The following is a 24,003-nucleotide window of genomic DNA, read 5'->3' on the forward strand; positions in this document are numbered from 1 at the left end:
AGTTGTCATCGCAATAAAGTACCAGACGAGAATTGCCGCAATCGGTAATCCACCCGTTGGAGTAAAGTTCGCTGGTGGCACATTCGCAGTGAGATAATCCATCCCGCCGAGAGTGAAGAATGCAGTTACGACCAATACGATGAATCAGATAAAAATGAGACGGAATTGTACGATATCGGCATAGACGACCGAGCGTAACCCTCCGGTAACGATGTACATTGACGAAGTAAGAATTCCTATCGCTAATGCCCACGGGAAGGATAGCCCGAACGCCATCTGCAATAAGGTGGTGACCATCAGAATATAGGCGCCGGGAACAGTCGTCAGGAATTGAAATCCGGCACCAAGCAATGCTGCGCGTCGTCCATACGCAATTTCCAATTGATCGGGAATGCTGAGGAGGCGTGAGCCTTGCGATTGCTTTGCCAACTTCAATGCAAAGATTAACGCATAAATGTAATAGGGAACGCCAAAGACAAACCAATTCGATAACCCGTACAAGTATGAGTACTCCCCAACACCAAGGATTCCGCCGTAGAAAGTAGAGACCGTAGTGGCAACAAAGGCGGGCAGCGTCAACCGGCGGCTGGCGACGAAGAAATCTTCGCTACCACTGCGGGAGCTGCGAAGAGCAAAAAAGCCAGCAATCAAGGATGCGAGGAAATAGCCGGCGATTACAGTGTAGTCGCCGCCGTCTAACCCAAAATGTGAAGTCTTCGAGTAATCAGTTGGCATCACGAAAAGATAGCATTACGGCAACGTTTCCCCTAAAACAATCCAGTAAGTCACGAGATTACTTCAGAAAACGAAGGGGTTGAACAAGCTGTCCGTTGGAGGTCGTTGAGCCCTTAGTGGTTTACTAATCATGTCGCTGTAATCTTTCCATTTCTTTCGGCAGTAATTCCACACGCCACAGCCCTTCGGTACAGTTTTCGCACATTGGCAATGGCGGCGCTTTGCTGTCGATAAACTGTCGCCGGAATTTTCGCGCCTTTTCCCCATTCCACACTGTTGCGAAACCATCCTGAAAGACATTGCCATAAGAATGTTCGGAATTTTTATCGAAGCAGCACGGCACCAATTCCCCATCGGCATGGACGACCGGATGCCACCACAACCGCCCGCAGCCAATCCACTTCCGCCGCAATATCAGTTTTCCCGACTCATCCTCGGTGTATCGCCAGAATTTTTTTTTCGTCGGGAGAAAATGCTTCGCGACTGGATCGTGCAGTCGTTCGATCTGCATCGTTTTGAATACTAATCCGTCACATCCGATTTTCTTCGCAAAAGCAGGCGCATCCTGCCATTGATGCTCATTCGTTTTCGCCAGCAACATCTGCATCGTGAGAATGGGGCCGCGTCCGCCATTGGCATCACGCGCCTTCCGCAACGCTTGGACTCCTTCGATGACTTTATCGAGTCGGCCGCCGACCCGGTACAACTCAAAGGTATCCTGGGTCGTACCATCGATCGAGAGAATTAACTCGGTGAGACCGCTTGCGACCAAGCGTTCCGGCCAATCGTTTTTTGCGAGCAGGGTCGCATTGGTCGAAGTAAGGGAGTAGGTTTTCGTGGCGGAGCATATTTGAGCAATTTTGTCGAAATGGCGCACCATCAAGGGTTCGCCTTGATTGAATAGCAGGACGTGCGCGATTTTCCCGCGAAACATCTTCCACAATTCGGCAAACGCTTCGATCGATACTTCTCCAGTACGCCCCAATTCGCCGCGCCCCACCGGACATTCGGGACATTTCAAATTACAGCGCGCAATTGGCTCGATCATCGCACTCGAAGGAAACGGCGCTGTCTCATCCCGCGGCATAACCAATCGTGTCCACGCCTGAGTCAGCAATGTGCCGTAGCGCGACGGGTTCGCCAGTGTCGTCTGCAACAGTTTCGCTACCTGTTTATTTCCCAATCCTTCGAGCATTTTTTCCTTTCGTCATACTCAATATACGATTGGACGACCTCGGCTTATACAGGTATATTCCCACAAGATGAAGAGTATCGAACTATTTTTACTAATGGCGACGCTATCGATGGCGGGCATGATCCTGTATGACCGGGTAATGCTGCTATTAAAACGTCCGCCCGGACTTCTATTTAATGCCGCATTGGTGGCATTGCTTGTCGGTGCAGTGTTCTCCCATGCCCTCATTTTGCGTGGTGTGGTGTGGTCGCTACTGTTTTTCGCGATAACGACTGTCGTTCCCTACCTCGTCGAAGCTATCGGTGTCCGTACCGGAATTCCGTTCGGGCATTACCGCTATACGAAGCTCATGGAACCGTTTGGCCCATTCGGAGTACCAGTCGCAGTCGCCGGGATTTGGCCGGTTGTGTTATACTTCAGTGTGGTCGATGCCGAAGTACTTTTCACCTATTTCGATTGGACGATGTCGCTATCGCGGTTACTGCCTACTGCCGCTGTAATCGCCATGGCTGCCGATTTCCTCATCGAGCCGACTTTGGTCACGAAAGGGTATTGGATTTGGGATCGTGAGCGAAGCTCCCGTATCCGCTGGCGGACGATTCCTTGGACGAATTTTGTTGGTTGGTTTGGCACGGCATTGTTTACCCTCATTCTCGCCTTTGCCGCCAACGGATTTCTCTTGCCTCACCAACCGAATTTTACCGGTGACTGGTTGTTTCCGGCGCCGCTACTCTGGGCAGGGCTTGGTGTATTGAATCTGGTGTTTGCCGCGCTCCATGACCGGATTCCCGAAGTTGTCATCGGCGGGATTGTTGTCTGTCTCTGTGCCTTCTGGTTGTTCTATCAAATGGCATTTGTATGAGCGACACCCACCACACCCAGCGCATCGAACAATACTACCGCGACATGCGCAGTTTAATCGATATCGTCACGGCACAGAATGGGTACGCGAATCTCGGTTGGCTACCGGAACACTCTTCCGGTGATTATCAGACCGCGCAAAGATTGTTGGTGCGAACTATTGCGGATCAATTACAATTGCGGCCACAGTTTCGCGTATTGGAAATTGGTTGCGGGTTAGGCGGCCCGGCACGACAAATCGCTACTGAGTTCTCATGCGAAGTTTATGGTCTCGAACTTCTCCGCTCGCAAATCGATGCCGGGCAAAAAACACTAACTGCTAAAGACACAATTCACTTAATCCAAGCATCCGCTCAAGCGCTTCCGTTTCCACGAGAGACTTTCGAGGCGGTGTATTCGCTCGAGAGCGCATTCCATTATCCCGATAAGTCGAAATTTGTTTCCGAAGTGGCGGCGGTGTTAAAGCCGGGAGGAAGGTTTGCCATTGCCGATGTGTTATTCACGGGAAACCGGCGGAACGGTTGGCGGGAACGGCAAGTACTGCGGGCGTTAGGCGCACACTCGCTCTATACGGAAGCCAAGTATCGTGAAGCGGCTCAACAGAATGGATTGCGATTCGTCTCCCGGACCGATTTGACTTCTGGCGTTTGTCGTTCGGTACAGAAAATGGCACCGCTCATTTTTCAACATTGGCACACCTTGCGGGATGCTCATTATGCGAATTGGTACCTCCTTGCTATTGCAGCAATCGCAAAGCTTTCTCCGATTACATACCCCATCGTTCCGGTTCGTTACACACTGCTCGGGTTTGAGAAGTCGCTTCGGTAGGATAAACACTTTTGTCTGTCCACTGTTTCGCTGTTGTAGAAGATGTCGAAATGCGCCCATAACTGGTGGCGACGGGCTTCCAAACCCGTTTCTGTTGTTATAATTTTGATGCGTCATTTATCTACGGGCGGGCTTGGGAACCCGACCCTACTACAAAACAAAAGGGGCGTATATCATACGCCCCTAAACCCATCACCTTCTCCGCGACAGGAACCCGTTTCGGCTCACCGTAGGTAATGTCGCTGTCACGAATTCCGAACCCCGAATCCCGAGCCCATGATTACGACACTTTCACTTCCGGGACTTTCTTGTCGGTGGTCCCTTTGATGTAGTGTTGTTGGACGATGGTCGCCAGATTGTAATAGAAGTAATACAATACTAAGCCGCTCGGCAGCGAATTAAAGAATACCGCCATCATTACCGGCATCATGTATAACATAATTTTCTGGTTCGGATCGTTCGACGCGGTCTGCTTTCCCATATAGAATTGGGTGACGCCCATCAGTATCGGCAGCAATGCGACATTGACCCCGTACAAGGGGATGCTGAACGGTAGAATAAACAACGCTTCCGGTTGGGAAAGGTCTTGAATCCATAACATGAACGGCGCACCGCGTAACTCAATCGTCGAGCGGAATACGATAAACAAGGAATACAGCACTGGCATCTGCAATAGCATCGGCAGACACCCGGCGGCGGGATTTACCTTATATTCCGCATAAATCTTGAACATCTCCTCTTGCATTTTCTTCGGATTGTCTTTGTACTTTTCGCGCATCTCCTGCATAATCGGCTGAATGATCTGCATTTCCTTCATACTGCGGAATTGCTTCGCAGTAAGCGGCCAAAGTATCACTTTAATCAGAATTGTGAAGAGAAGAATAACGATACCGTAATTCGGAACGAATTGATACAGGAATGTCAATGTCCACAATACCGCTTTGGAGAAGGGACGAATAATCGCCCAACCCCAATTCATAATCAGGTCAAGCTTTGGCGCAAACGCGCCGACATAGCTGTTCTTGAGCGGTCCCCAATAGACCCGGGTCGAGAACTCCGCCATCGCTGTCGTAGGTACTGTCACCAGAATCCGTTGAGTTTTCCAAGTGGGGTTCAGTCCAATTTCCGACGACATTTCCACCGCAGTACCCGGCTTCTTCGGCGAAACCGCCACGACGAAATATTTACTGCGTTGCGCGACCCATTGCGTCGTGCCCGATGCGTTGAACTTCTCTGGTTTATCCGCCGATGGGGCAAATTCTTCATGGGTACCGTTGGAATACTCACCGAGCCAAACGTGGCTTCCGACGAAATACTCTTCTCCGGTTTGGGTCATACTGCTGATGGCGGTACTATGAACATCCTCAGTCGGCGATAAGCCGGGCGATATCGACCAAACGCCGGACTCGCCGAGGGTAGTCAATTTCTCCGCTTGATAGCGCGCTGTAATCTCAAATTCAAAGGAACCCCCTTTGAAGGTGTACAGCAGTTCGACATTGCCGAACGGCTCCACCGCGCCGTGCAAGGTAACGGTGCGGGTATCGTTCTCGGATAGCTTAATCAACGAATCGGTCGAAGTGAATTGAACGAATTCAACCGTGCGCATGCCACCATCACGGAACTGGAGACCCGGTGCAATCGAGTATCCTTCATCCTTCCGGACAGTTTCGACGGTGTCCTTGATATACTTCCCGTTCGGATGCAGTTTCCAATGGAGGAAGCGTGCGCCGTCCCACCCCAATACAGCGGTGTACAGCGGTGTGACAATTGTCGTTACCCCTTTCGCGGGATCGGCGATCTGCTTGAACCACGGCTTTTCGACGACGGGTGGTACAAGCGGTGTCGTGGTACTCGTTATGGCAGATGTATCGGCTCGTACGCCGGTTTCCGCAGGCGGTTTCGCGGCGGGAATGGTATCGTGCGATTGCGTTACCGGCGGCGGTGGTACGGGAGTTGGCGCCCACAATTTTTCCAGATAGGGCGTTAATATTAGCACCAGGCCGATGAGGAGGATGGCAATCCAAGCGTTTCTATCCATAGTCTCTTTGTGACTGCCGAAACAAAGGCAAGTCGTATCCTTTTCTGATGAATCGACACAAAGTAGTCAAGCCATTCCCTGAGTGCAAAAGTGGCAAAGAACAATAGGAAGGGGGGTAAATCGGCAAATTGTTCGTTAAGAGCAAGACGGAAGTCAATTTTAGCGATTAAACCGAAAAACTTGAAATTTGTCCAAAAAGTGGGAACCAGTGAAAGCATACGGCGTTTAAATATCGTAAGTCAATTTCACACAGGAGTTTGTCGTGTTGATTCTCATTCGAAACTTGCACTTTCGCATCGACCAAACTGTGCGTAAATTTATCGAACAGTCGATTCAACGCAAGTTAGAAAAGTATGGCAATCACATTCGGCGGGTTACGATTCAACTGATTGATTTTAACAGTCGCCATGACGGAAACAATAAGAGCTGTCGGATTGAGGTTCGACTCTCAACCAATGCAATTGTTTTTGTTGAAAAAATCAGCAAAGACTTAATTCATTCCGTGGAGGAAGCGGCAGAGCGGGCATCGGGAGCGGTTTCCCGTTCGGTCGGACGTTCCCGCGCCAAGCGTCGTTCCGTCCAACTTGCCATCGATTAACAACAACCTTATTCCCATGTATTTCCGGTCGTAGTAGAATGCAGCCTTATTACAAAATTGCCACCGCTGCATTCTACTGCGAATGATTATGGATCACCTCTACCATGAAACCACGAACCTTACGCTATACATTCCTTTCAATCCTTCTTGCGATTGTCACCTATACTGCAATCTGGGGAAAACGCTCGTTTGAAGCGTGGTGCCCGTTTGGCGGGATGGAGAGTCTCTGGGGATTGTTTACAGTGGGACAATTCAGTTGCGTGACTGGCCCACTCAATCTCTCGATGTTGGTAGCAATCATCGTATTGGCGATTCTCGCCAAGAAGACATTCTGTAGTTGGGGGTGTCCAATCGGTTTTCTGCAGGAATTGCAAAACAAAGTAACGCGTCGCTTCTTTCCGAATCGCAAGCCATTGAATCCAAAACTGAACTCATGGCTAAAACCGTTGCGGTACATTACACTGGTGGTAGCGCTCTATTTTACCTACCGCACTGGAGAACTAATCCTGCGGGGATATGATCCGTTTTACATCATTTTTTCGGGATTTGGGCATGGTACGTTGGGTTGGGTTAGCGTAACGATATTGGGATTGCTGTTCATCGGTGCGTTCATTATTCCGATGTTTTTCTGCCGTTACTTCTGCCCGTTAGGCGCGACGCTCGATCCATTTAGCCGGATTGGATTGATAAAGATTGTTCGGAATACCGAAACTTGTTTGGAGTGTGGTGATTGTGCCACAGCCTGCCCCCACGACATAAAACCATTTACAGTAACCCGAGTGAATCATCGTGACTGTACGAATTGTCTGGAATGCATCCAAGCCTGCCCCGTTGACGACTGTCTCGTCCTAAAACTTTCTCCCCAGGTGAAATCATGAAAATTTCCAAGTATCTCTTACCAATTCTGACTGTTGTTGCACTGATTGGCGGGTATTGGTTGCGGCTGGCATTCACCCAACCAACCACCTCGGTTGAGTTCGACATGGTGGATGCTGCTACCGTCTCGCAAGTGGTGTGTACGGTGGATGGCGTGAAATGCAAAGGAACTGCGAACTTCTTTACGGGGCTGTTTGATGGGGTGGAAGGTGTGAAGGGAATTGAAACAGTTGCATCGGAGCATCGGGCATCAATAAGTTATGATCCGAAACTCATCACGCCGGCTCGCATCAAGGAAATCATTGAACAGGAAATTCCTCTGCAGGATGGTACGAAACGACAGGTGTTTCGCTGCCTCGATATGAAAAAAATATAATTTGACGAATCGATCGATATTGGTTTCCTACGAAAAAGGGCGGACACGAGGTTCGCCCTTTTGCATGAGTTTGTAATTGAAACTTACTTCAATACTACAAACTTCCGGGATACCGATTGCGAACCGGCGGATAACTTGGCGAAGTAAGCGCCAGATGTGAGTTGCTCGCCCTGCAACTTCACAGAATAGGTTCCTGCCTCCTGCGACCAATCGAACACCGTTCCGACACTCCTCCCGGTAATATCAAACAGCTCAAACTTTACCTTCGCTGTTTTTGGTAACGTGTAGGTAAGTGTCGCACTCGCATTAAAGGGATTGGGATAGAGTTGCTCGATCTGGAAGTCGCCGGGGATTGCCTCACCAATACGATCAACAACACCTAATGTAGAATGTGTGTAAACACCGAACTCAGTAGATGCTGCTACATATACTGATGAGCCAACTGCACAGATGCCGTAAGCAGAAGTAAGTGTTTCGTAATAACCGACTTCATGTGAAAATGTGGGATTGCTGATATTAATCACTCGAATTCCTTGATCCCAATCCGCTACATATGCATATTCTCCAGATATCGCCACTCCATATGCGACGCCTGAAGTGTTGTAGTTGCCAATTTCTTGCGGTGATGTTACATTACTGATATCGATTATCCGTAAACCAAAACCAGCGTCAGCGACAAAAGCAATGCTACCAACAACAGCGACATTGTATGCTACTCCAGGTGTGTTATAGAAGCCAACTTCTTGCGGAGACAAAGGATTACTTACATCAATGATTCGCAACCCATAGTCATAGTCTGCGACAAATGCATAATTACCAATAACTTTTACTTTCATTGCTCTACCAGGGGTATCAAAGAAACCAACTTCAAAAGGGTTGGAAGGATTACTGATATTAATAATCCGTAGTCCTCGATCAGAAGCGGCGACATAGCAGAAATTGCCAACAACAAACACCCCATTCGCGCTTCCTGGAGTAACGAATTGTCCAACTTCTTGTGGATTGGCAACATCACTAATGTTTATGATGCGGATTCCATCGTCTTCACAAGCAATATATGCAAAATTGTTCGATACTGTCGTGCTCCTAGAAAATACAACTGGTAATTTGAGCCGCCCGTCAGTTCGTAAAACCGATGGATTATGGATATCAATAATAAACAAGTCATCATAGACATCTGTAACAAAAGCATGATTACCGTATAGTACAACATCCGTCGCTTGACTTGGTGAATCAATAAATCCAGCCATACAAGGGTTAGAGGGATTACTTATGTTTAAGATATTCAAACCTCGGTCGTGCCTTGCGATAAAAGCATGAGATCCTGTGATCGTAATGTCGTCACCACCACCATTGAATACAAGAACCTCCTGTGGTTGCGAAGGATTGCTAATGTTAATGATATATAAACTGTCGTCTTGCACGGTTACATACGCAAAACTGTTATATATTACAACACTACTTGCAAAACTTCGAGTAACAAAGGATCCTATTTCTCGAGGTTGGGAGGGATTGCTTTTGTCGATAATTCTAAGCCCAGAAAGACCGTCTGCGATGTAAACGAAATTGCCATTAACTGCAATATCTTTTGCATGACCTGGTGAGTCAAAATGTCCAACTTCTTGAGGCATTGCTGGATTAACAATATTTATTATCCTTAATCCGGAATTATCATCAGCTACAAAAACAAAATTACCCTGAACAACAACATTTGTAGCATAATCGGGTGTATTATAAGAACCGATGATTTGTGCGTTACTCGGAGTGCTAACATCAACGATATATAATCCATTGTTTCCATTTGCAATAAATGCATAGCTTCCGAATATCGTTACACCAGAAGCATAACCTGGTGTATCAACAGATCCAACCTCTTGTGGAACTCGTGGATTTGCTATATTTATTATCCGCAATCCTCGGTCGCCATCAGCAACGTAACAGAAATTTCCAGAAACTGCCACCCCACTTGCAGACCCAGGCGTATCATAACGTCCAATGATAAATGGAGAAATTGGATTTTCAAAGTCTACAATCTCTACACCTGAGAGTGAATTAGCGATGTAAACGTAATTGCCTTGTACTGCAACGCTTGTCGCACTTGGTCCTATCAATCGACCTATGCAACGAACATTTGAACTGTCTTGAGCAAGTGCGCAGGTTACAACTGATGTACTTACGAACAGATTGACGCAGATGGCTACTACTATGCGATGAAACATCGGAGACCCTCCGGTTAGTTCGAATTTTTATAGGTTGTTGAGAGTGAATGACAAACAACACAACAGTAACAAAATTAGCAAAGACTTTGAGACAATACAATAAAGATTTCAAATAATATTGTTTTTACATATGTATACTGTTCGTCAACAGAAATGGGCGGACAGTGGCGTCCGCCCCTACTCTACGAAATGATTACTATATCACAAAAGAATTACCGCAGTTTCCAAGCGAAACCGATGTTCACAAAACCGCCCGCCAGTTGGCTGGTGCTGCCATTGTACTCGCTCGCGATTTTACTCGGATTGCTGGCAGTTTGAGACTTGTTCAATGTCGTCTCATAGGCAATGTGCAGTGACATTGCTTGCGTGAAATCGTAGGTACCGCCAAGTGTTATATGGCTCTCAACAATCGCCGGGAAAATGGAGAATACGGTCTCCGATGGAACAGGATTGGAACCAAACGCATAACCAACCCGACCGGTGAATTTATCCGTGCACTTATGTTCGAGTCCGATCCGGAACATAATCGCATCTTTCCATTCCATCGGGAAATCGACATTGAAATCACCATTGATGCCCATCAAACGATTGATGTTCGCATTCTTACCATTCTTCAAGCTGAGCGCCATCTTCTCGTATGCATCCTTCCAATTGATGTACTCAACGTCGCAGGCAACGGTTAATTTCTCAGTGGCTTTGAATCCAACACCAATGCCAATCGATTGGGGATTGATTAACTCCGCTTCGAGATTGTATTCGTCTTCCATGCCTAACGCGGGATTGATGCCCATCGCAGCAAATGATGCTAACACTCTGGCGCGGGCGGTGTCAACTGGCATTCCTGCACCAACATACGCACCGACCATTTTAGCAAAGGCGTCGTTGAATTGGGCGGACATATCCATCGTCGCCTTGCCATTCTTATGGGTCAATGTCACAGGGGAAGAATAATTGAATCCAAGCGACAACTTCTCACATGGCTTATAGGCAAAACCAATTTTGCCGCCGAAACTGATTGCGGTAAGGTCACTCATTTTCGCTGCGGCGGTTAGTTCAGTATAGCTAAGGGGAGGACTGGCAAACATCTGGCCAAACGTGACGCCCGGTTGTGCAATCCCTTGCAGGAATGACGGCGGCATCGAGAACGGCATTTCAAATTCTAATTGGCTATAGAAGAGATGCAACGAGATGCCCGCCGCAAATTTATCGTTGAATTTATAGGCAAAACTTGGTCCAACTTGAATCGTTCCTAACTTGGAGTGGTAGGTCTGCGGGATATAGTTGCCACTGGCATCCTTATAGAGTGCATGATTCAATTTGAAATCAGCGCCCATACCGCCTAATGTGAACAGACCGATGCCCCACGATAGTTTTTTCATCGGGCTGCGGTCGGAAACATAGCCGATACCGCCGGTAGGATAGGTGTTGGCGTCGCCGGTCTTGTCGTTCAGATTATTCTTAAATTTCACGATGGGCATGAGTGCACCGAAATTTACGCCAACGCCCGCGCCTTCCATAAATGCAATGCCAGCCGGATTGGTCATCATGAGCGATGGGCTGTCGAACACACCGATGCCGGTGCCGCCGCGACCATTCATTTTCACGCCGAAACCGATCAAACGGGTTCCGTTGGTAGCGAAGGAGGCAGAGATAAGTGTTAGGACTGCAAGTAAAGTGATGAAGAACTTGGTACGATTCATCGATGGTTCCCCTTGGACATGGCGTCCATAAGTTTGTGATTCGGATTGGTTGATGGCGAAGAGGGTTTGTTGCCATACCGGAGGTCGCTAATTCAGCGCAAGGATCGATAATTCCCCCCACCGGTAGACGTAAAGGTAACAAAATCTACTATATCTTAACAAGTGATTTTTCTAAGTCGACACCTTCTTCATTGGCAATTCCACATGTTTCCTTTTACTCATTAGCCTTTCTGCTTGTTTATCACTAAAGTATTTTTCAAAGCGATCACCAAATTCAATCCTCATCACATCTCTCACTAACCCAACGTAGTTATAGAAGACTCCTCTATTAGCGCGTTCAAGATAACCTGAAGGCCAACTTTGCTTTCTTTTTAAAATACGTACAACCATTTCGTGATCTGCTTTTTTTGCCTTCTCTAAGTTTTTATCGATAAGAGAATTTAGTTGTTTTGCTGTAGTTACTCCCATTGCAAATAGGTCAGTCAGTAAATCGGAGTATGCTTCATCTCCTTGTAAATGATCCAATGGAAGTTTATCTCTAAGGGTTTTTTCAAGTAAATCAACATTTAGAACCTCATCCAAATCAACAACTGTTTTTTCTTTCCGGTATTCGCTTCTCTCGGCAAGAACTCTTTCAAATTCCAGATCAACCGTTTCTAATAGAGCTGAAACTCGATAAATTGTTCTTCTTATCGGTTTAGGTATGTCAATTTCGGATTTGTATTGTAAATCATGTTCAGCAGCGGCCCAGATATGTTGAGCTAACGTTCTAACCTGTAATTCAAATTGAAAATTTTCACAACCATGAAATGTAGGAAGTTTTAGCCAATCGTCTTTTAATTTTAAATTAAAATGAACGGATTGATACCCAAACTGGGACGGTTCAAGTCTTGCTGCTGTATCCTCGTGGGAAAGCTCACTAAAATTTGACAACACTATTTCGGATAGCTTATCTACATCGCGTTTGTAGAGCAAGATTGCACGAATTCCAATGAAATCAGGCAGGTCAACAAGCTGTTCTATCTTAAGGGATTTTCTATCTAACTTCTCTTCGATCGAAGTGAGACTTTTAAGCCTGCATTCAATCGCAACCCCAAGTGATATTGAGTTAGCATTGAACAGTTCTTCGATCTGCCTTTTTAGTTCAAGCATAAAATGTTCGGCGGAACTCTGAATCTCTCGGTATTGTTTTCTAAGTTCTTCAATATCCACATTGTCCTCAATGAATGGTTTTTTCAAGATAATCAATTTTTAATCAAGAGTAAACTCCATCAAGCATGGATAAACAGAAACCCACTCGAATCCTTGATATTGACGAAGTGCATGAGTACCTTTCCGGCGAAACGTTTCCATCCGGGTGTGCGTATAAGTACTACAGGCATTACCGGATAGGAGATGTACTGCTTTCGGGAGCGCACCCGATTTGTTGCGTAGCAAGTCGTTAACTCGATGTTAACTCAGAATGTCACTCTTGAAAAAGGAGCTAAGAAGATGAAACTCTGCACTGCAATCCTGCTAACCTTATTTGTCGCCGGAATGGCGTTTGCCGCCGATCTCACCGATCCGGTTTTGGTCACTACCATTGGCCAATCCGCCGACCTGCACAGCGCGAAATTGATTCTCAAGAAAGCCGGCGTTGATACAGTGAAGATGGTAGTCGATAAACTTGCCGGTGCCGATAAAGTACCTGCCAATGGAACCGTCGCGATGGTCGTCGGCGCATCGAATAAGGGACTCGGTGAGGCGAGAATTTCCGCCGAAAGCGAAATCGCCCGGGCAAAAGTAATTATCGCCGAAGCCAAGAAGAAAAAGGCAAAGATTCTCTTAATCCACATTGGCGGCAAGGAACGGCGCGGCGGTCAATCCGATGGCATTAACAAGACCGTAGCCGATGCGGCTGATTATTTCTTAGTGAAGAAAGACGGGGACACCGACAATTTCTTCGCGAATCTTGCCAAAGCAAACAAGAAACCTTATGTCGCGATTGGAAAAGTTGGCGAAGGCGTTGCCCCGCTGAAGACCGCTTTCGGCAAATAGTAACATCGTAATCGTAATGCCGGATTCGCTTCGCCGCAGCAAACCGCTGCCGGGAGCGAATCCGTTTGCATTCGTAGGGGCGCGATTCATCGCGCCCGTATCGCTCGGATTAGATGAATCGAACCGAATTATTTACTTGGATTTTTAATGACGACGAAACGCGAATTGCGTGAGAAACACGAGGAAATCGCCCGGATTCTGCCGGTGCTCCCCTTGCGTGATATGGCGATTTTTCCGCAGACGGTAGCGCCCGTATTGGTGAACCGCGAGCAATCCCGCCGCGCAGTGGAAGCATCGCAGAAGACCAATGGTCAGATGCTGCTGTTACTCGAACCGGAAACCGTAACCGAGAAAACGCTGCCGGCCGAGTATCCGCTCATCGGAGTCGTTGGTCGCGTATTGCAAATTCTCGCGTTACCGAATGGGATGATGAAACTACTCGTCGAAGGGTTGTTTCGCGCCGAAGTGGAAGAACATTCCGAAGTAGAGAATGTTTGGCAAGCCGCCTATCATCCATTGCTCCCGCTCGAGAGCAATGTCGTACAGACCGAAGCGGCGCGCCGTCATGCAATCGACATGTTCCGTCAATACGCTGCCGCACAGCGCACCCTGCCTGAAGAATTGGTCACCGCCGCCGATTCGTTTCCTGATCCATTTCAAGTCGCCGATTTTCTCGCGTCGCATATTCAATGCCCCGCCTTCAAGAAACAGCCGGTCGTCGACGCCCGCACGCCACTTAACGCTTTGATTTCGGTTGCCGCTCTACTCACTTCCGAGACCGAGATGGTGAATCTCGAAAAGCATATCGAGGGGCAAGTCCGCGAGCGGATTAACAAATCGCAACGGCAATATTTCCTGCAGGAGCAACTCCGCCAGATCAAAAAAGAGTTGGGCGAGAACGAAGACACCGACGATTTTGGCGACGTTATTCAATACCGCAAGCAGATAAAAAAAGCGAAGATGCCGAAAGAGGTGAAGCAGAAGGCGGACGAAGAACTCGAACGGCTCAAGCAGATGCCGATGATGTCGCCGGAAGCGACTGTTGTCCGTAGTTACGTCGATTGGCTCATCTCGCTCCCATGGTCGATTCGCACGACCGATCGAACCGACATCGCGGAAGCGGAACGCATTTTGAACGAAGATCATTACGGTCTGCAAAAACCGAAAGAGCGGATTCTGGAATATCTCTCGGTCATTCATTTAGCAAAGTCGGTGCGTGGCCCGATTCTTTGTTTTATTGGTCCCCCCGGCGTTGGTAAGACGTCGCTCGGACGTTCGATTGCGCGGGCGATGGATCGCAAATTTGTAAGAGTATCGTTGGGCGGGATTCGGGACGAGGCGGAAATTCGCGGACACCGCCGCACCTATGTCGGTTCGCTGCCGGGTCGGATTATTCAGGGATTGAAAAAAGCCGGGTCGAAAAATCCTGTGTTCCTACTCGATGAAATCGATAAAATGGCGGTGGATTTTCGCGGCGATCCTGCCAGCGCTCTGCTCGAAGCGCTCGATCCCGAACAGAACAAAACTTTTTCCGACCACTACCTCGAAGTCGATTTCGATTTATCGGAAATTCTCTTTATCACGACGGCAAATTCGCGCGGCGCGATTCCGGAACCGTTACTCGACCGGATGGAATTGATTCCATTGCTCGGATATCTCCCGCCGGAAAAATTGCAGATTGCGAAAACGTTTTTAATTCCCCGGCAACGCACCGAACACGGGCTTGATGAACAGCGTTTGCAGATTGCCGATAACGCCGTCGAGCGGATTATCGAGGAGTATACCCGGGAAGCGGGCGTCCGCGAATTGGAACGGAGTATCGGGACGCTTTGCCGGAAAACCGCTCGGAAGATTGCCGAAGGGAAAGCGGACGCGATGCATGTCAGTGCGCGCAATCTCCCGGCGATGTTAGGCGTACCGAAATTCGTCGATCCGCCGCTCGATGGGAAAGACCGCGTCGGCGTCGCGATTGGACTCGCGTGGACGCAGGTCGGTGGCGACGTATTGAAAGTGCAGGTTGTGATAACCCCCGGGAAAGGAAAACTCTCGTTGACCGGGCAGCTCGGCGAAGTGATGAAGGAATCGGGGATTGCGGCATGGTGGCTGCTCAAATCCCGGTACAAGGAATTGGGGCTTGCATGGGAACCGTTTGAGAAGAACGATTTACATGTCCACGTACCGGAAGGGGCGGTGCCAAAGGATGGGCCGAGTGCGGGGATTACCCTTGCGACGGCGCTCTATTCGGCGCTCTCCGGCCGGAAAGTGCGCGGCGATATGGCGATGACCGGGGAAGTGACGCTGCAAGGGGAAGTGCTCCCGATTGGCGGCTTGCCGGAAAAATTGATGGCGGCGAAGCGGGCGAATATTACCCATATCCTGATCCCGGAAGGGAATGTGAAGGATTTGAAGGAAGTCCCGAAACAAGTCTTGAAAGGGCTTCACATCACACCGGTGAAAACCATCGATCAAGTATGGAAACTTGCGCTTCGGAAATCGGGATTCGGGGTTCGGGGTTCGGGAAAACCAGTAGGGGCGGACGCCCCTGTCCGCCCAAACACAGACCCTCTGGGTCGCCAGGAAACGGCAAATCCGACGATGCAACCCGGAACGGGAAACACGGTACTCAATCATCCGAATCCCCCGACGACGCAACCGACCCCACCGAACCGGGAACCGAAATACACGTCGATTGTTCCGACGATGGAACATCCGGTCACTGGCCTCGACTTGAATGATATTGAGATTGGGGAGTGTTAGGAAAGGAGGAAAAGATGAGCGAAAAATTAAAGGTTTTTATAAGTCATATTCATGAAGAAAAAACTTTTGCGTTAGAATTGCAAAAGGTTCTCGAAGATGATTTTGTTGGTCAAATCTCTGCTTTTGTGAGTAGTAGCATAAAAAGTGTTCAGTTGGGAAAAAGATGGAGAGAAGAGATAAGGAATGCACTGAATGAATGCAAAGTACTTTACGTGATATGTAGTCCTCATTCAGTATACCGTCCATGGATAAACATCGAACTTGGTTTTGCTTGGTGTATGGATAACATAGACATAGTGCCTGTGTGTATAGGAATGGATGTAAAAGATTTACCTGACGTTTTTTCCGAATTTCAAGGAATTGCGTTTAACGATGAATTTGTTGATCAGTTTACGGACGACTTGGTTTCAAAGCTTCAATTGCCAAAAAAACCACGTCTTGATACAAAAAAGATAATTGACGAATTAAGGGTATCAGTCTTGAGTTTTCAATATGAAAACGGAAGTAAAGTTATAGTAAAAAATCAAGAAAATGATCCAGAAATTGATGAGCAAGAGCTGAGTTTGTTACGACTTTTATCAACTTATCCAGATAATGCAGAATCCTTGCCATCTATAGAGGAAATATATTATAGGTTTGAAAACGTTTCGCAGCAGTCAATAAAGCTATCTATTGACCGATTATGTTGGGATCTCAAGCTTATTAAGCATGAGAGCTTTAGTTACAAGATAAGCAGAATTGACAGTAAGTATAGGTGGTACTATACATTGAGTCATGATGGAAGAAAGTATTTAAAAAAAAGAGGGCTGTTGTAGTTTGTGTTTGATTGCATAAAAGCGATCATTTAAAGACTATAGTTGTTTCGTACAATGCTTTAATGTTATAATTCTGCTTATTTTGAGAATCAGCAATTACGAAAAAGCAGTTCATAGATTGAAGTTTTGTCAGGTTCGATTAATCGAATCCGAAAAACAAACGGGTGTGCGCGGCTCGCCCCTACGTGAATTGGAGGTTAGGGAATCTTGCCTGACACCAATACGGGCGGACGTGGGAGTCCGCCCCTACCCAATTGAAAAACCGCGACCGGACCCTGCCCGGCGGCTCACCGAAGGGAATGTCGCGGCAAGGACTCGAATTTTGACGTGTAGGGGTTCGATTCATCGAACCCGATAAAACAAAACGGGCGCAAGCGTTTGCGCCCCTACAAAATGGGTAACGATAAGTCCCGAGTAGGGGTCGAAACGCTTCGACCCGGTCGTGTTTTGTTGGCGAAGAATTGATCAAAGGGGTGACAGCTCTGAAGTAAACATTAATTTCAGCGGCAACATCGAATTGGTGTTGAATACAAGTTTCAATAAAGAGAACCGTGGGAGGAGGTCATTTTGGAGAAAGTAGTATTCAAGTATCCGGAAGTATCCCCGGCGCTGCTTGGACAAATCACCGACGTAATCGTCAAGGAGACGAAACCGCAATTTTTGGTATTGTTTGGTTCTCACGCCCGTGGCGAGGCAAACCGCCAATCCGATCTCGATTTTCTTGTTGTGCTTGATTCTCAATTCGACGTAACAAAACGATTTGAAATAATGAACCGGTTGGACCATTTGCTAACACCGTTTCGGATCCCATGCGACATTATTGTTCGAACACGTGACGAATTCGATTATTGGAAAACTTCATTAAACAATGTGGTCGGAAGAGCTTCTCGCGAAGGGAAGGTGTTGTATGAACGACCATGAACAAGGACAATTGTTGTTATCGAAGAATCGGACAAATGTAATTGCCGAGATTGAAGTGTTTTACAAGTATGTTGCGAAAATAATGGAATCGAACGAATGATTCTGAAACCGGAAACACCACCCTTTCAAGCGAAATTTATCGCATCCATCGTCGGACAAGAGTTGCCGGAGACGATGGCGCGTTTGCCTGAGCTTGCAATTGGCGGGCGTTCCAATGTCGGTAAGTCGTCGCTGCTCAATGCGTTGTGTCAGCGGAAAGAGCTTGCCCGCGTCTCGAAAACGCCGGGACGGACACGCGCTTTAAACTATTTTCTCGTCGAAAAAGAAGATTTCTATTTGGTCGATCTCCCCGGTTACGGCTATGCGAAAGCGTCGAAGGAGGAGCAGTCGCAATGGCGGTTGGTGGTCGATCAATATCTCGCGTCGGGTGAGGATGTCCGCGGTATCGTTGTCTTGGTCGATGGCGTTGTCGGGCCATCGCAATTGGATATCGAATTTGTCGAATGGCTGCAGGATAGCGGTCGTAAATTTCTCATCGCCATCACGAAAGTCGATAAAGGAACGCAATCGGAACGGCAGAAAGTACGCAATCTGGTCAACCAATTGTCGAACGGCGCGCCGGTAATTGCGACTTCATCCGCCAGCGGCTTCGGAATCGAAAAATTACGCGAGGCAATTCGGAAATTGGTGATGGGTGTTGGGTGAAAATGGTCTAGGGTGAAAGGTGTAAGGTGCAGGGTAGGGGCGGGTTTCCACGCCCGCCCGAACAAAAACAACGGGCTTGGAAGCTCGTAACCACTGGCAGTAGGGGCGTATGGCATATGCCCACCGGGTTCGATAAATCGAACCCCTACAATGGGTAGCGACAGGTCTCCAGACCTGTATGGAAAAGATTGCAATTCTGGAGAATCGCCCGTACCCGAATATGTGCAGGGTAGCGACAGGCGTCCTCGCCTGTAAAAGAATGTCGCGAATGGATTTGCGACCACGTTCGTAAAGAGGGGAGAAAAACAATGGCAGAACGGCTCAAGCGCGATACGCGGCGGATGATACTCGAAACGGCGCGAAAGAACTTTTTACAGTCGGGCGTGAAACGTACGACGATGGAAGAAATCGCCCATGCCTTGAAGATATCCAAGAAGACGCTCTATGCCGAATTCCCCTCGAAACAGGCGATTTGGGAAGAATTGGTGCGGATCGAAGCGTACAAGACCGCGGAATATTTGAAGACGTACCTCAGCGACGACAGCTCGCCGCTCGAACGGTTGGGGAAACTTGCCGGCTACTATTTGCGACGGCAGGTGCAGGCGCGGGAAGAGGAGCGCGACCGCTTGCTCACAGCGAATCTGGTGGGCGGCTTGACCGATGAAATACAGGAGGATGCGGGGAAGCGGCTGCGGGAAGAGGGGCTCGAACAGGCATTCCCCCAACTCGTGGAGGGTTTGGTGGTTGAGGCACAGAAAGCCGGGGAAGCGATGAAGGGGGACACCTGGCTGTTTGCGCGCCTCACCGTAGGTCTTGTAAATACAATCATTACCACGCAACAAGAACGCCCGAGCGAACTTCCCCCGGTGAAGGAATATATCCGAAGGTTGTTGACCATTTAATGATATAGCAGTGAAGTCGAATACAATACTACTACTCTTTCTAACATCATTCCTCTTCGCACTCACGGGGTGCGAACAGTATCCCACAGACCCGAAAGCGTACCCGATTGTATGGAAAGAGTATATTGCTTTTGATAATTCTAACAGCAACATAATCGTGTTAGATTGGAACGGAGATGAAAAAAAAGAAATATTAAATGTCAGATTCGGAAAACAAAACGAGCGACAAGTCCTTTCGTGTATAAACCAACAAAACAAATCATTATCCTACCCGCGTGCACGGGAACATACAATTTATGTTCGACCAGTTGATACCCCGACACTTGATACAATATCTTTTGTTTTTCAATCAACAATCATCGATTTTGATCGGGATAAAATGCCTGAAGCATATTTTCGTCGGGTTTCCCCATCGAAAGCAAGCTTAATACAGTTTAATCCTGATTCAGTTTATCCGAGTCGCAAGGAGTTGGTTGAATTATTTCAATTCAATCGCCCCGACACTGTCCCTATCGGCAACTGGTGCCCGTTAATTTTTGGACCGTATCAAATCCGCTTAACTAACAACGAGATAAAATACTGGGTCTCTTATGGTAACCCATATTCTTCGTATGGCAATCCTCGATCGAATGGAGATGCGTGGACCTTTGTTGTTTTCGACAGTTTAGTTCCCAAAGGAATTCGATTTCAAGAAGAATCCGGGGCAAATTTCTTTGCTTGTGGGGCTTATGATTTTAGCGGTGATGGTCAGGACGAGATATTTTTATGTAGTGATGCCGATGGCAAAAATAGTGTGTATAATGGTTTTTCAAGTGGAAAGTGTTATGTAAAATCGGTTTCGCTCGATGGTAAGGAGAATTGGTTTTTTTGCGGCGACTCCAGTGGATCGGAAACTTCGCAGTTACTACTTACTAATGACAAACGTAACCGACTATTCTTTATTGTGAATGCTGAAGCTTATGTCGATACCCAATATTGCTTGATTTATGAGTTAGATGGGAGTAACGGCAAAGTGATTAACCAGAAGCAACTAATTGGAAACCTCATCCCGACTGTTGAATGGGGGGAGAAAAGTAACGGAAGAATAGGACTTTTAGCGAACGTACCGAAAGGTACATTAACATGGGTGACCACTGAGTTATCCGAGATTGCCAATCCCAATCGCTTCCCTATCATCGAAGCGAATCCAAGGTTTACGAAAACATTTCCATTTAACGATACGACCCCATTTTACCAGTTTTTATGCGATAAAAACCGTGTCATTCTATTAGATACTTCACTGACCCCTGTTTCATCACAGTCACATCACATTTTGTCAAATGTCAGTTGGCATCAAACGGGAAAGCGGCACATACAGCACATACCATTTGAAGAAGATACACTCATTAATCTCGTTATAGGCTGCTTGCGATCTCGAACTGCATTTTCGCTTTTGTATCCTTCCCCCAATCCCTACTGGTGGTTTTGGCGCTATCGCTGGATTCTTGCTATTTCCGGTTTTGGTGTCGCGGTTGTCATAACTGCATTTTCGGTCAAGAAGTACCTATCAAAGAAGCGCGAACAACAAACGCTATCGAAAGAACTCAAACTACTCCAGCATGAATTGGAATTTGCTGAGGAAGAAGAGCGTCGGCGGTTGGCAAAAGAGCTGCACGATACCGTAGCGCAGAATTTAGTGGCAATGCGATTTCAATTGGATGGCTTAGAGACGTTTATCAAACTGAATCCAGAAGAATCGGTTAAAGAAATTCGAGGTATTTCAAGTAATTTGCGCGATACGATTCGCGAAGTCCGTGAGATAAGTCACAAGCTTCTCCCCGCCGGACTGGAAGCGTTGGGGCTTGTTAAAAGTGCACAAACACTTTGTACTGAGTTCGCTCATAAGAACTCAATGGAAGTGGTTTTTCACGAAAGTGGAATTGGCGAGCAACGGTTTTCTCAACAATTGGAGTTAGCTGTATTCCGGGTGTTACAGGAGTCGCTCAACAATATTCGGAAATATGCAAACGCAACCATCGTAACAATATCGTTGTCTATGGAAGCGAATATTATTGTCATCGATGTTGTCGACAATGGGACCGGATTCGAGGTTGACCAGCGCCGCCACGAAGCATTAACGACCCACCATTTGGGATTGTTTGGTATGGAAGAACGAATCAAGAAGGTGGGTGGTATTTTTCAAATTGAATCGAAACCGGGTAGCGGTACACGGATTCATTTACTTGTACCAGTGCTCGCTCGTAAATAGTAAACAGAGGAAGAATTAGGTATGGTTGGCCCATTCAAAGTATTTATCGTTGACGATCACCCCTTGTTACGGGAAGGCATTAAAACAAAACTTCGTAGTGATTCTCGGTTCGATTTTTGCGGGGAAGCTGGTAACGCAAGAGACGCACTTTCGTTAATCGCACAATGCAAAGCGCAACTCGCAATCGTCGATATATCGCTACCGGATCGCAGTGGAATTGAATTAACAAAAGAACTACGGTTGCTGTATCCCGATCTGAAAATTCTCATTCTAAGTGTACACATCGAACCGTCCCGCATTGTCGAAGCGTTTCAATCCGGTGCCAACGGTTACCTGAGTAAGGAAGTTGCACCCGAGAACCTCCTTACCGGTCTCGCGACAATTGCTACTGGGAAGTACTATATCGATCCCACCATCTCTCCGCAAGTCGTCTCCGCCCTATTAAATGTTCCCCCTAAAAAGATTGTAACCGACGACCGTTTCCGAAAACTCACCGACCGCGAGCGCGAAGTAATGCAGTATGTCGTCGACGGGAAAACCTCAAAACAAATCGCTGAACTCCTCCAAATCAGCGAGAAAACTGTCGAAAAGACACGTAGCTCGATCTATGAGAAACTGAATGTTAACGGAGCAAGAGAATTGGAAATTTACGCGAGGCGCATTGGGCTAATAGAATAACAAGTAGTACAAACCCGCAAACCCGATCCGAACCCCTCAAAAAACGAGGAATTCTCCTACTATTCTCCGACGTTTTAATTGATGAAATTCTTTGTTGAAGGTGGCACCGCGTTAGGAGCCGCTCGAAACGAATGAATCAATCGTAATCGGAGGAAAAGTGAGAACAGGTAGTCTTTTCATGATATTGATCGTATTGAGTCTGTTTGCATTTTCAATTGCGAGTGCACAGCAGATTTATCAAGTCAATGTTAGCACTTCATGGCAAAGTACAGGAATTACTATTCCTGCAAACTCGACTATAGTAATTGAGGGAAAGGGAATATTTCGAGTCAATTCAGATGTCCAAAATAGTAATGTATGGTATGGACCTGATGGAAACACGCTTCCCTCTTCGCTTGGAAATGGTATAGTACCGTCAATAGCAGACTTTGCACTTGTTGGTAGAATATCAACATCAGGTACTCCATTTCGAATTGGTAGCTACCATAAAATTCGTTCAAGCCAAAGTGGAACGCTTTATGTGTCTATCAACGACTATACTGGTGGTAGTAACTTCACGGATAATAGCGGCTCATTAATCGTTGTTGTTACCACAGCTGCTAATCTTACAAGTGGAGATAATGTTGGTGTTGCCGAACCGGGCTCGTCCGAATTACCTCAAATGGTTGACATTGGCAATAACTATCCCAATCCCTTCAACCCAACCACTACGATTTCCTATTCGATGCCGAAGCGCGGAAATGTCGAGGTGAATGTGTTCGATTTGCAGGGGCGATTAGTGCGGAACTTGTTGCAAGCCGAGCAGATGCCCGGTGAGCATCAAGTGATGTGGGATAGTCGAAATGACGTCGGTGCTCCAGTTTCTTCCGGTACTTACTTCTATCAAGTTCGGGTCGATGGCGTTTCTGGTACCAAGCAGATGATATTGCTCAAATAAGTGTCATCGTGTGCGTACTACTCGAGGGGCGGGCAACACATCCCGCCCTTTTCCTTTGTTCCAATCGGACACAAAAAACAGAGGCGCATTCTGAGAATACGCCTCTGTTTTGAAGACTGGATAAATCGCGCAAGATTACCTTCGGTGAGCCCTTTGAGATTGCCACGTCACTGCGGTCGCACACGGTTGCGACCTTGTTACGAACCCGAACAAATGATTTAGTGGGGTTCGTGATTCTGCGCTTCTTCACATGTGCAGAATTCCTCGCAAAGACAGGATAAACGAATAAATCAAAGGTCTCAGGAGTGTCTGTCGATCCGATTCTTTTCGAACCCCGAGCCCCGAATCCCGAGCCCCTATTCCCTGTTCCCTGTTCCCTAAATCAGTACGTCAACAACTCGCCGATTTCGGTTTCGACGGCAGTCAACATTTCGCATCGCTTCACGGACTCCTTCATCGCGTTATGATCCGGGAACAACGGACGGTCGATATCGAGATGATTCACCACGTTGCGAACCGCTTTCTTTGCCGCCATGGTGCCAAGCCCCGGCGTAAATTCGCGGAAGTCGAGCGCCTG

21 protein-coding genes are annotated in these 24,003 nt (G+C 47.4%); 14 read left to right on the top strand and 7 right to left on the bottom strand.

Annotated elements, in window-relative coordinates; all coding sequences use genetic code 11:
• Positions 1-144 precede the first annotated feature (144 nt).
• The gene (locus tag OEM52_05515) at positions 145-735 is read right to left on the bottom strand and encodes a hypothetical protein (protein MDK9699583.1); all 591 of its coding nucleotides are present in this window, start codon (positions 733-735) and stop codon (positions 145-147) included.
• 124 nt (positions 736-859) lie between these two features.
• Entirely contained in the window at positions 860-1,930 is a 1,071-nt protein-coding gene (locus OEM52_05520; protein MDK9699584.1) for an SPASM domain-containing protein, read from the bottom strand.
• A 67-nt stretch (positions 1,931-1,997) separates the two neighbouring features.
• On the opposite strand from OEM52_05520, the gene OEM52_05525 reads away from it, so the two are divergent.
• Positions 1,998-2,792, top strand: a complete 795-nt coding sequence (locus OEM52_05525) for a carotenoid biosynthesis protein (GenBank protein MDK9699585.1) — start codon at positions 1,998-2,000, stop codon at positions 2,790-2,792.
• The gene (locus OEM52_05530) at positions 2,789-3,619 is read left to right on the top strand and encodes a methyltransferase domain-containing protein (protein ID MDK9699586.1); all 831 of its coding nucleotides are present in this window, start codon (positions 2,789-2,791) and stop codon (positions 3,617-3,619) included. The genes OEM52_05525 and OEM52_05530 overlap by 4 nt, the downstream gene beginning before the upstream one ends.
• Positions 3,620-3,899: 280 nt before the next feature.
• Here the strand turns inward: OEM52_05530 and yidC are convergent, their stop codons facing one another.
• Positions 3,900-5,657: a membrane protein insertase YidC gene (yidC, locus tag OEM52_05535; GenBank protein MDK9699587.1), complete on the bottom strand. Its 1,758-nt coding sequence runs from the start codon at positions 5,655-5,657 to the stop codon at positions 3,900-3,902.
• Positions 5,658-5,919: 262 nt separating this feature from the next.
• Between yidC and OEM52_05540 the strand changes: the two genes are divergently transcribed.
• The 3 genes from OEM52_05540 (at position 5,920) to OEM52_05550 (ending at position 7,507) form a co-directional block, all read left to right on the top strand.
• Positions 5,920-6,255 (top strand): HPF/RaiA family ribosome-associated protein, encoded by a 336-nt coding sequence (locus tag OEM52_05540; protein MDK9699588.1) that lies wholly within the window; start codon positions 5,920-5,922, stop codon positions 6,253-6,255.
• 104 nt (positions 6,256-6,359) lie between these two features.
• A complete protein-coding gene (locus OEM52_05545) occupies positions 6,360-7,133 on the top strand; it encodes a 4Fe-4S binding protein (protein ID MDK9699589.1) in 774 nt (257 codons plus the stop codon).
• Entirely contained in the window at positions 7,130-7,507 is a 378-nt protein-coding gene (locus tag OEM52_05550; GenBank protein ID MDK9699590.1) for a hypothetical protein, read from the top strand. Before OEM52_05545 ends, OEM52_05550 begins: the two co-directional genes overlap by 4 nt.
• An 83-nt stretch (positions 7,508-7,590) precedes the next feature.
• Here the strand turns inward: OEM52_05550 and OEM52_05555 are convergent, their stop codons facing one another.
• From OEM52_05555 to OEM52_05565, 3 genes are all read right to left on the bottom strand, one after another.
• Positions 7,591-9,726 (bottom strand): T9SS type A sorting domain-containing protein, encoded by a 2,136-nt coding sequence (locus tag OEM52_05555; GenBank protein MDK9699591.1) that lies wholly within the window; start codon positions 9,724-9,726, stop codon positions 7,591-7,593.
• A gap of 212 nt (positions 9,727-9,938) precedes the next feature.
• Entirely contained in the window at positions 9,939-11,426 is a 1,488-nt protein-coding gene (locus tag OEM52_05560; GenBank protein MDK9699592.1) for an outer membrane protein transport protein, read from the bottom strand.
• Between the two features lie 171 nt (positions 11,427-11,597).
• Positions 11,598-12,638, bottom strand: a complete 1,041-nt coding sequence (locus OEM52_05565; GenBank protein MDK9699593.1) for a RelA/SpoT domain-containing protein — start codon at positions 12,636-12,638, stop codon at positions 11,598-11,600.
• Between the two features lie 279 nt (positions 12,639-12,917).
• Between OEM52_05565 and OEM52_05570 the strand changes: the two genes are divergently transcribed.
• The 9 genes from OEM52_05570 (at position 12,918) to OEM52_05610 (ending at position 23,426) form a co-directional block, all read left to right on the top strand.
• Positions 12,918-13,463 (top strand): DUF6305 family protein, encoded by a 546-nt coding sequence (locus OEM52_05570; GenBank protein MDK9699594.1) that lies wholly within the window; start codon positions 12,918-12,920, stop codon positions 13,461-13,463.
• 147 nt (positions 13,464-13,610) lie between these two features.
• Positions 13,611-16,220 carry an endopeptidase La gene (gene lon, locus OEM52_05575; GenBank protein ID MDK9699595.1) on the top strand — a complete coding sequence of 870 codons (2,610 nt, stop codon included), beginning with the start codon at positions 13,611-13,613 and terminating at the stop codon, positions 16,218-16,220.
• Positions 16,221-16,234: 14 nt separating this feature from the next.
• The gene (locus OEM52_05580; protein MDK9699596.1) at positions 16,235-17,035 is read left to right on the top strand and encodes a toll/interleukin-1 receptor domain-containing protein; all 801 of its coding nucleotides are present in this window, start codon (positions 16,235-16,237) and stop codon (positions 17,033-17,035) included.
• A 567-nt stretch (positions 17,036-17,602) separates the two neighbouring features.
• Positions 17,603-17,956 (top strand): nucleotidyltransferase domain-containing protein, encoded by a 354-nt coding sequence (locus tag OEM52_05585; protein ID MDK9699597.1) that lies wholly within the window; start codon positions 17,603-17,605, stop codon positions 17,954-17,956.
• 96 nt (positions 17,957-18,052) lie between these two features.
• Positions 18,053-18,661, top strand: coding sequence for a ribosome biogenesis GTP-binding protein YihA/YsxC (gene yihA / locus OEM52_05590; GenBank protein MDK9699598.1), 609 nt, complete (start codon positions 18,053-18,055; stop codon positions 18,659-18,661).
• Between the two features lie 308 nt (positions 18,662-18,969).
• Positions 18,970-19,563: a TetR/AcrR family transcriptional regulator gene (locus OEM52_05595; protein MDK9699599.1), complete on the top strand. Its 594-nt coding sequence runs from the start codon at positions 18,970-18,972 to the stop codon at positions 19,561-19,563.
• A 379-nt stretch (positions 19,564-19,942) separates the two neighbouring features.
• The gene (locus OEM52_05600) at positions 19,943-21,811 is read left to right on the top strand and encodes a sensor histidine kinase (protein ID MDK9699600.1); all 1,869 of its coding nucleotides are present in this window, start codon (positions 19,943-19,945) and stop codon (positions 21,809-21,811) included.
• A gap of 21 nt (positions 21,812-21,832) precedes the next feature.
• Complete coding sequence (locus OEM52_05605; GenBank protein ID MDK9699601.1) at positions 21,833-22,489, top strand: response regulator transcription factor; 657 nt, start codon at positions 21,833-21,835, stop codon at positions 22,487-22,489.
• 178 nt (positions 22,490-22,667) lie between these two features.
• Positions 22,668-23,426: a T9SS type A sorting domain-containing protein gene (locus OEM52_05610; GenBank protein MDK9699602.1), complete on the top strand. Its 759-nt coding sequence runs from the start codon at positions 22,668-22,670 to the stop codon at positions 23,424-23,426.
• 382 nt (positions 23,427-23,808) lie between these two features.
• On the opposite strand, the gene OEM52_05615 is transcribed toward OEM52_05610, so the two are convergent.
• The coding region (locus OEM52_05615) for a phenylalanine ammonia-lyase (protein ID MDK9699603.1) at positions 23,809-24,003 on the bottom strand (195 nt) is incomplete at its 5' end.

It is taken from the genome of bacterium, from assembly GCA_030247525.1.
Taxonomy (GTDB): Bacteria; Electryoneota; JAOADG01; order JAOADG01; family JAOADG01; genus JAOTSC01.

What these genes read in the sequence shown, in the direction of transcription:
- OEM52_05605 (MDK9699601.1), top strand. Translation starts at nt 21,833, where the DNA reads ATGGTTGGCCCATTCAAAGTATTTATCGTTGACGATCACCCCTTGTTA.
- OEM52_05530 (MDK9699586.1), top strand. Translation starts at nt 2,789, where the DNA reads ATGAGCGACACCCACCACACCCAGCGCATCGAACAATACTACCGCGAC.
- OEM52_05555 (MDK9699591.1), bottom strand. Translation starts at nt 9,726, where the DNA reads ATGTTTCATCGCATAGTAGTAGCCATCTGCGTCAATCTGTTCGTAAGT.
- OEM52_05600 (MDK9699600.1), top strand. Translation starts at nt 19,943, where the DNA reads ATGCCTGAAGCATATTTTCGTCGGGTTTCCCCATCGAAAGCAAGCTTA.
- yidC (MDK9699587.1), bottom strand. Translation starts at nt 5,657, where the DNA reads ATGGATAGAAACGCTTGGATTGCCATCCTCCTCATCGGCCTGGTGCTA.
- OEM52_05560 (MDK9699592.1), bottom strand. Translation starts at nt 11,426, where the DNA reads ATGAATCGTACCAAGTTCTTCATCACTTTACTTGCAGTCCTAACACTT.
- lon (MDK9699595.1), top strand. Translation starts at nt 13,611, where the DNA reads ATGACGACGAAACGCGAATTGCGTGAGAAACACGAGGAAATCGCCCGG.
- OEM52_05580 (MDK9699596.1), top strand. Translation starts at nt 16,235, where the DNA reads ATGAGCGAAAAATTAAAGGTTTTTATAAGTCATATTCATGAAGAAAAA.
- OEM52_05550 (MDK9699590.1), top strand. Translation starts at nt 7,130, where the DNA reads ATGAAAATTTCCAAGTATCTCTTACCAATTCTGACTGTTGTTGCACTG.
- OEM52_05610 (MDK9699602.1), top strand. Translation starts at nt 22,668, where the DNA reads ATGATATTGATCGTATTGAGTCTGTTTGCATTTTCAATTGCGAGTGCA.
- OEM52_05545 (MDK9699589.1), top strand. Translation starts at nt 6,360, where the DNA reads ATGAAACCACGAACCTTACGCTATACATTCCTTTCAATCCTTCTTGCG.
- OEM52_05525 (MDK9699585.1), top strand. Translation starts at nt 1,998, where the DNA reads ATGAAGAGTATCGAACTATTTTTACTAATGGCGACGCTATCGATGGCG.
- OEM52_05595 (MDK9699599.1), top strand. Translation starts at nt 18,970, where the DNA reads ATGGCAGAACGGCTCAAGCGCGATACGCGGCGGATGATACTCGAAACG.
- OEM52_05570 (MDK9699594.1), top strand. Translation starts at nt 12,918, where the DNA reads ATGAAACTCTGCACTGCAATCCTGCTAACCTTATTTGTCGCCGGAATG.
- OEM52_05515 (MDK9699583.1), bottom strand. Translation starts at nt 735, where the DNA reads ATGCCAACTGATTACTCGAAGACTTCACATTTTGGGTTAGACGGCGGC.
- OEM52_05520 (MDK9699584.1), bottom strand. Translation starts at nt 1,930, where the DNA reads ATGCTCGAAGGATTGGGAAATAAACAGGTAGCGAAACTGTTGCAGACG.
- yihA (MDK9699598.1), top strand. Translation starts at nt 18,053, where the DNA reads ATGATTCTGAAACCGGAAACACCACCCTTTCAAGCGAAATTTATCGCA.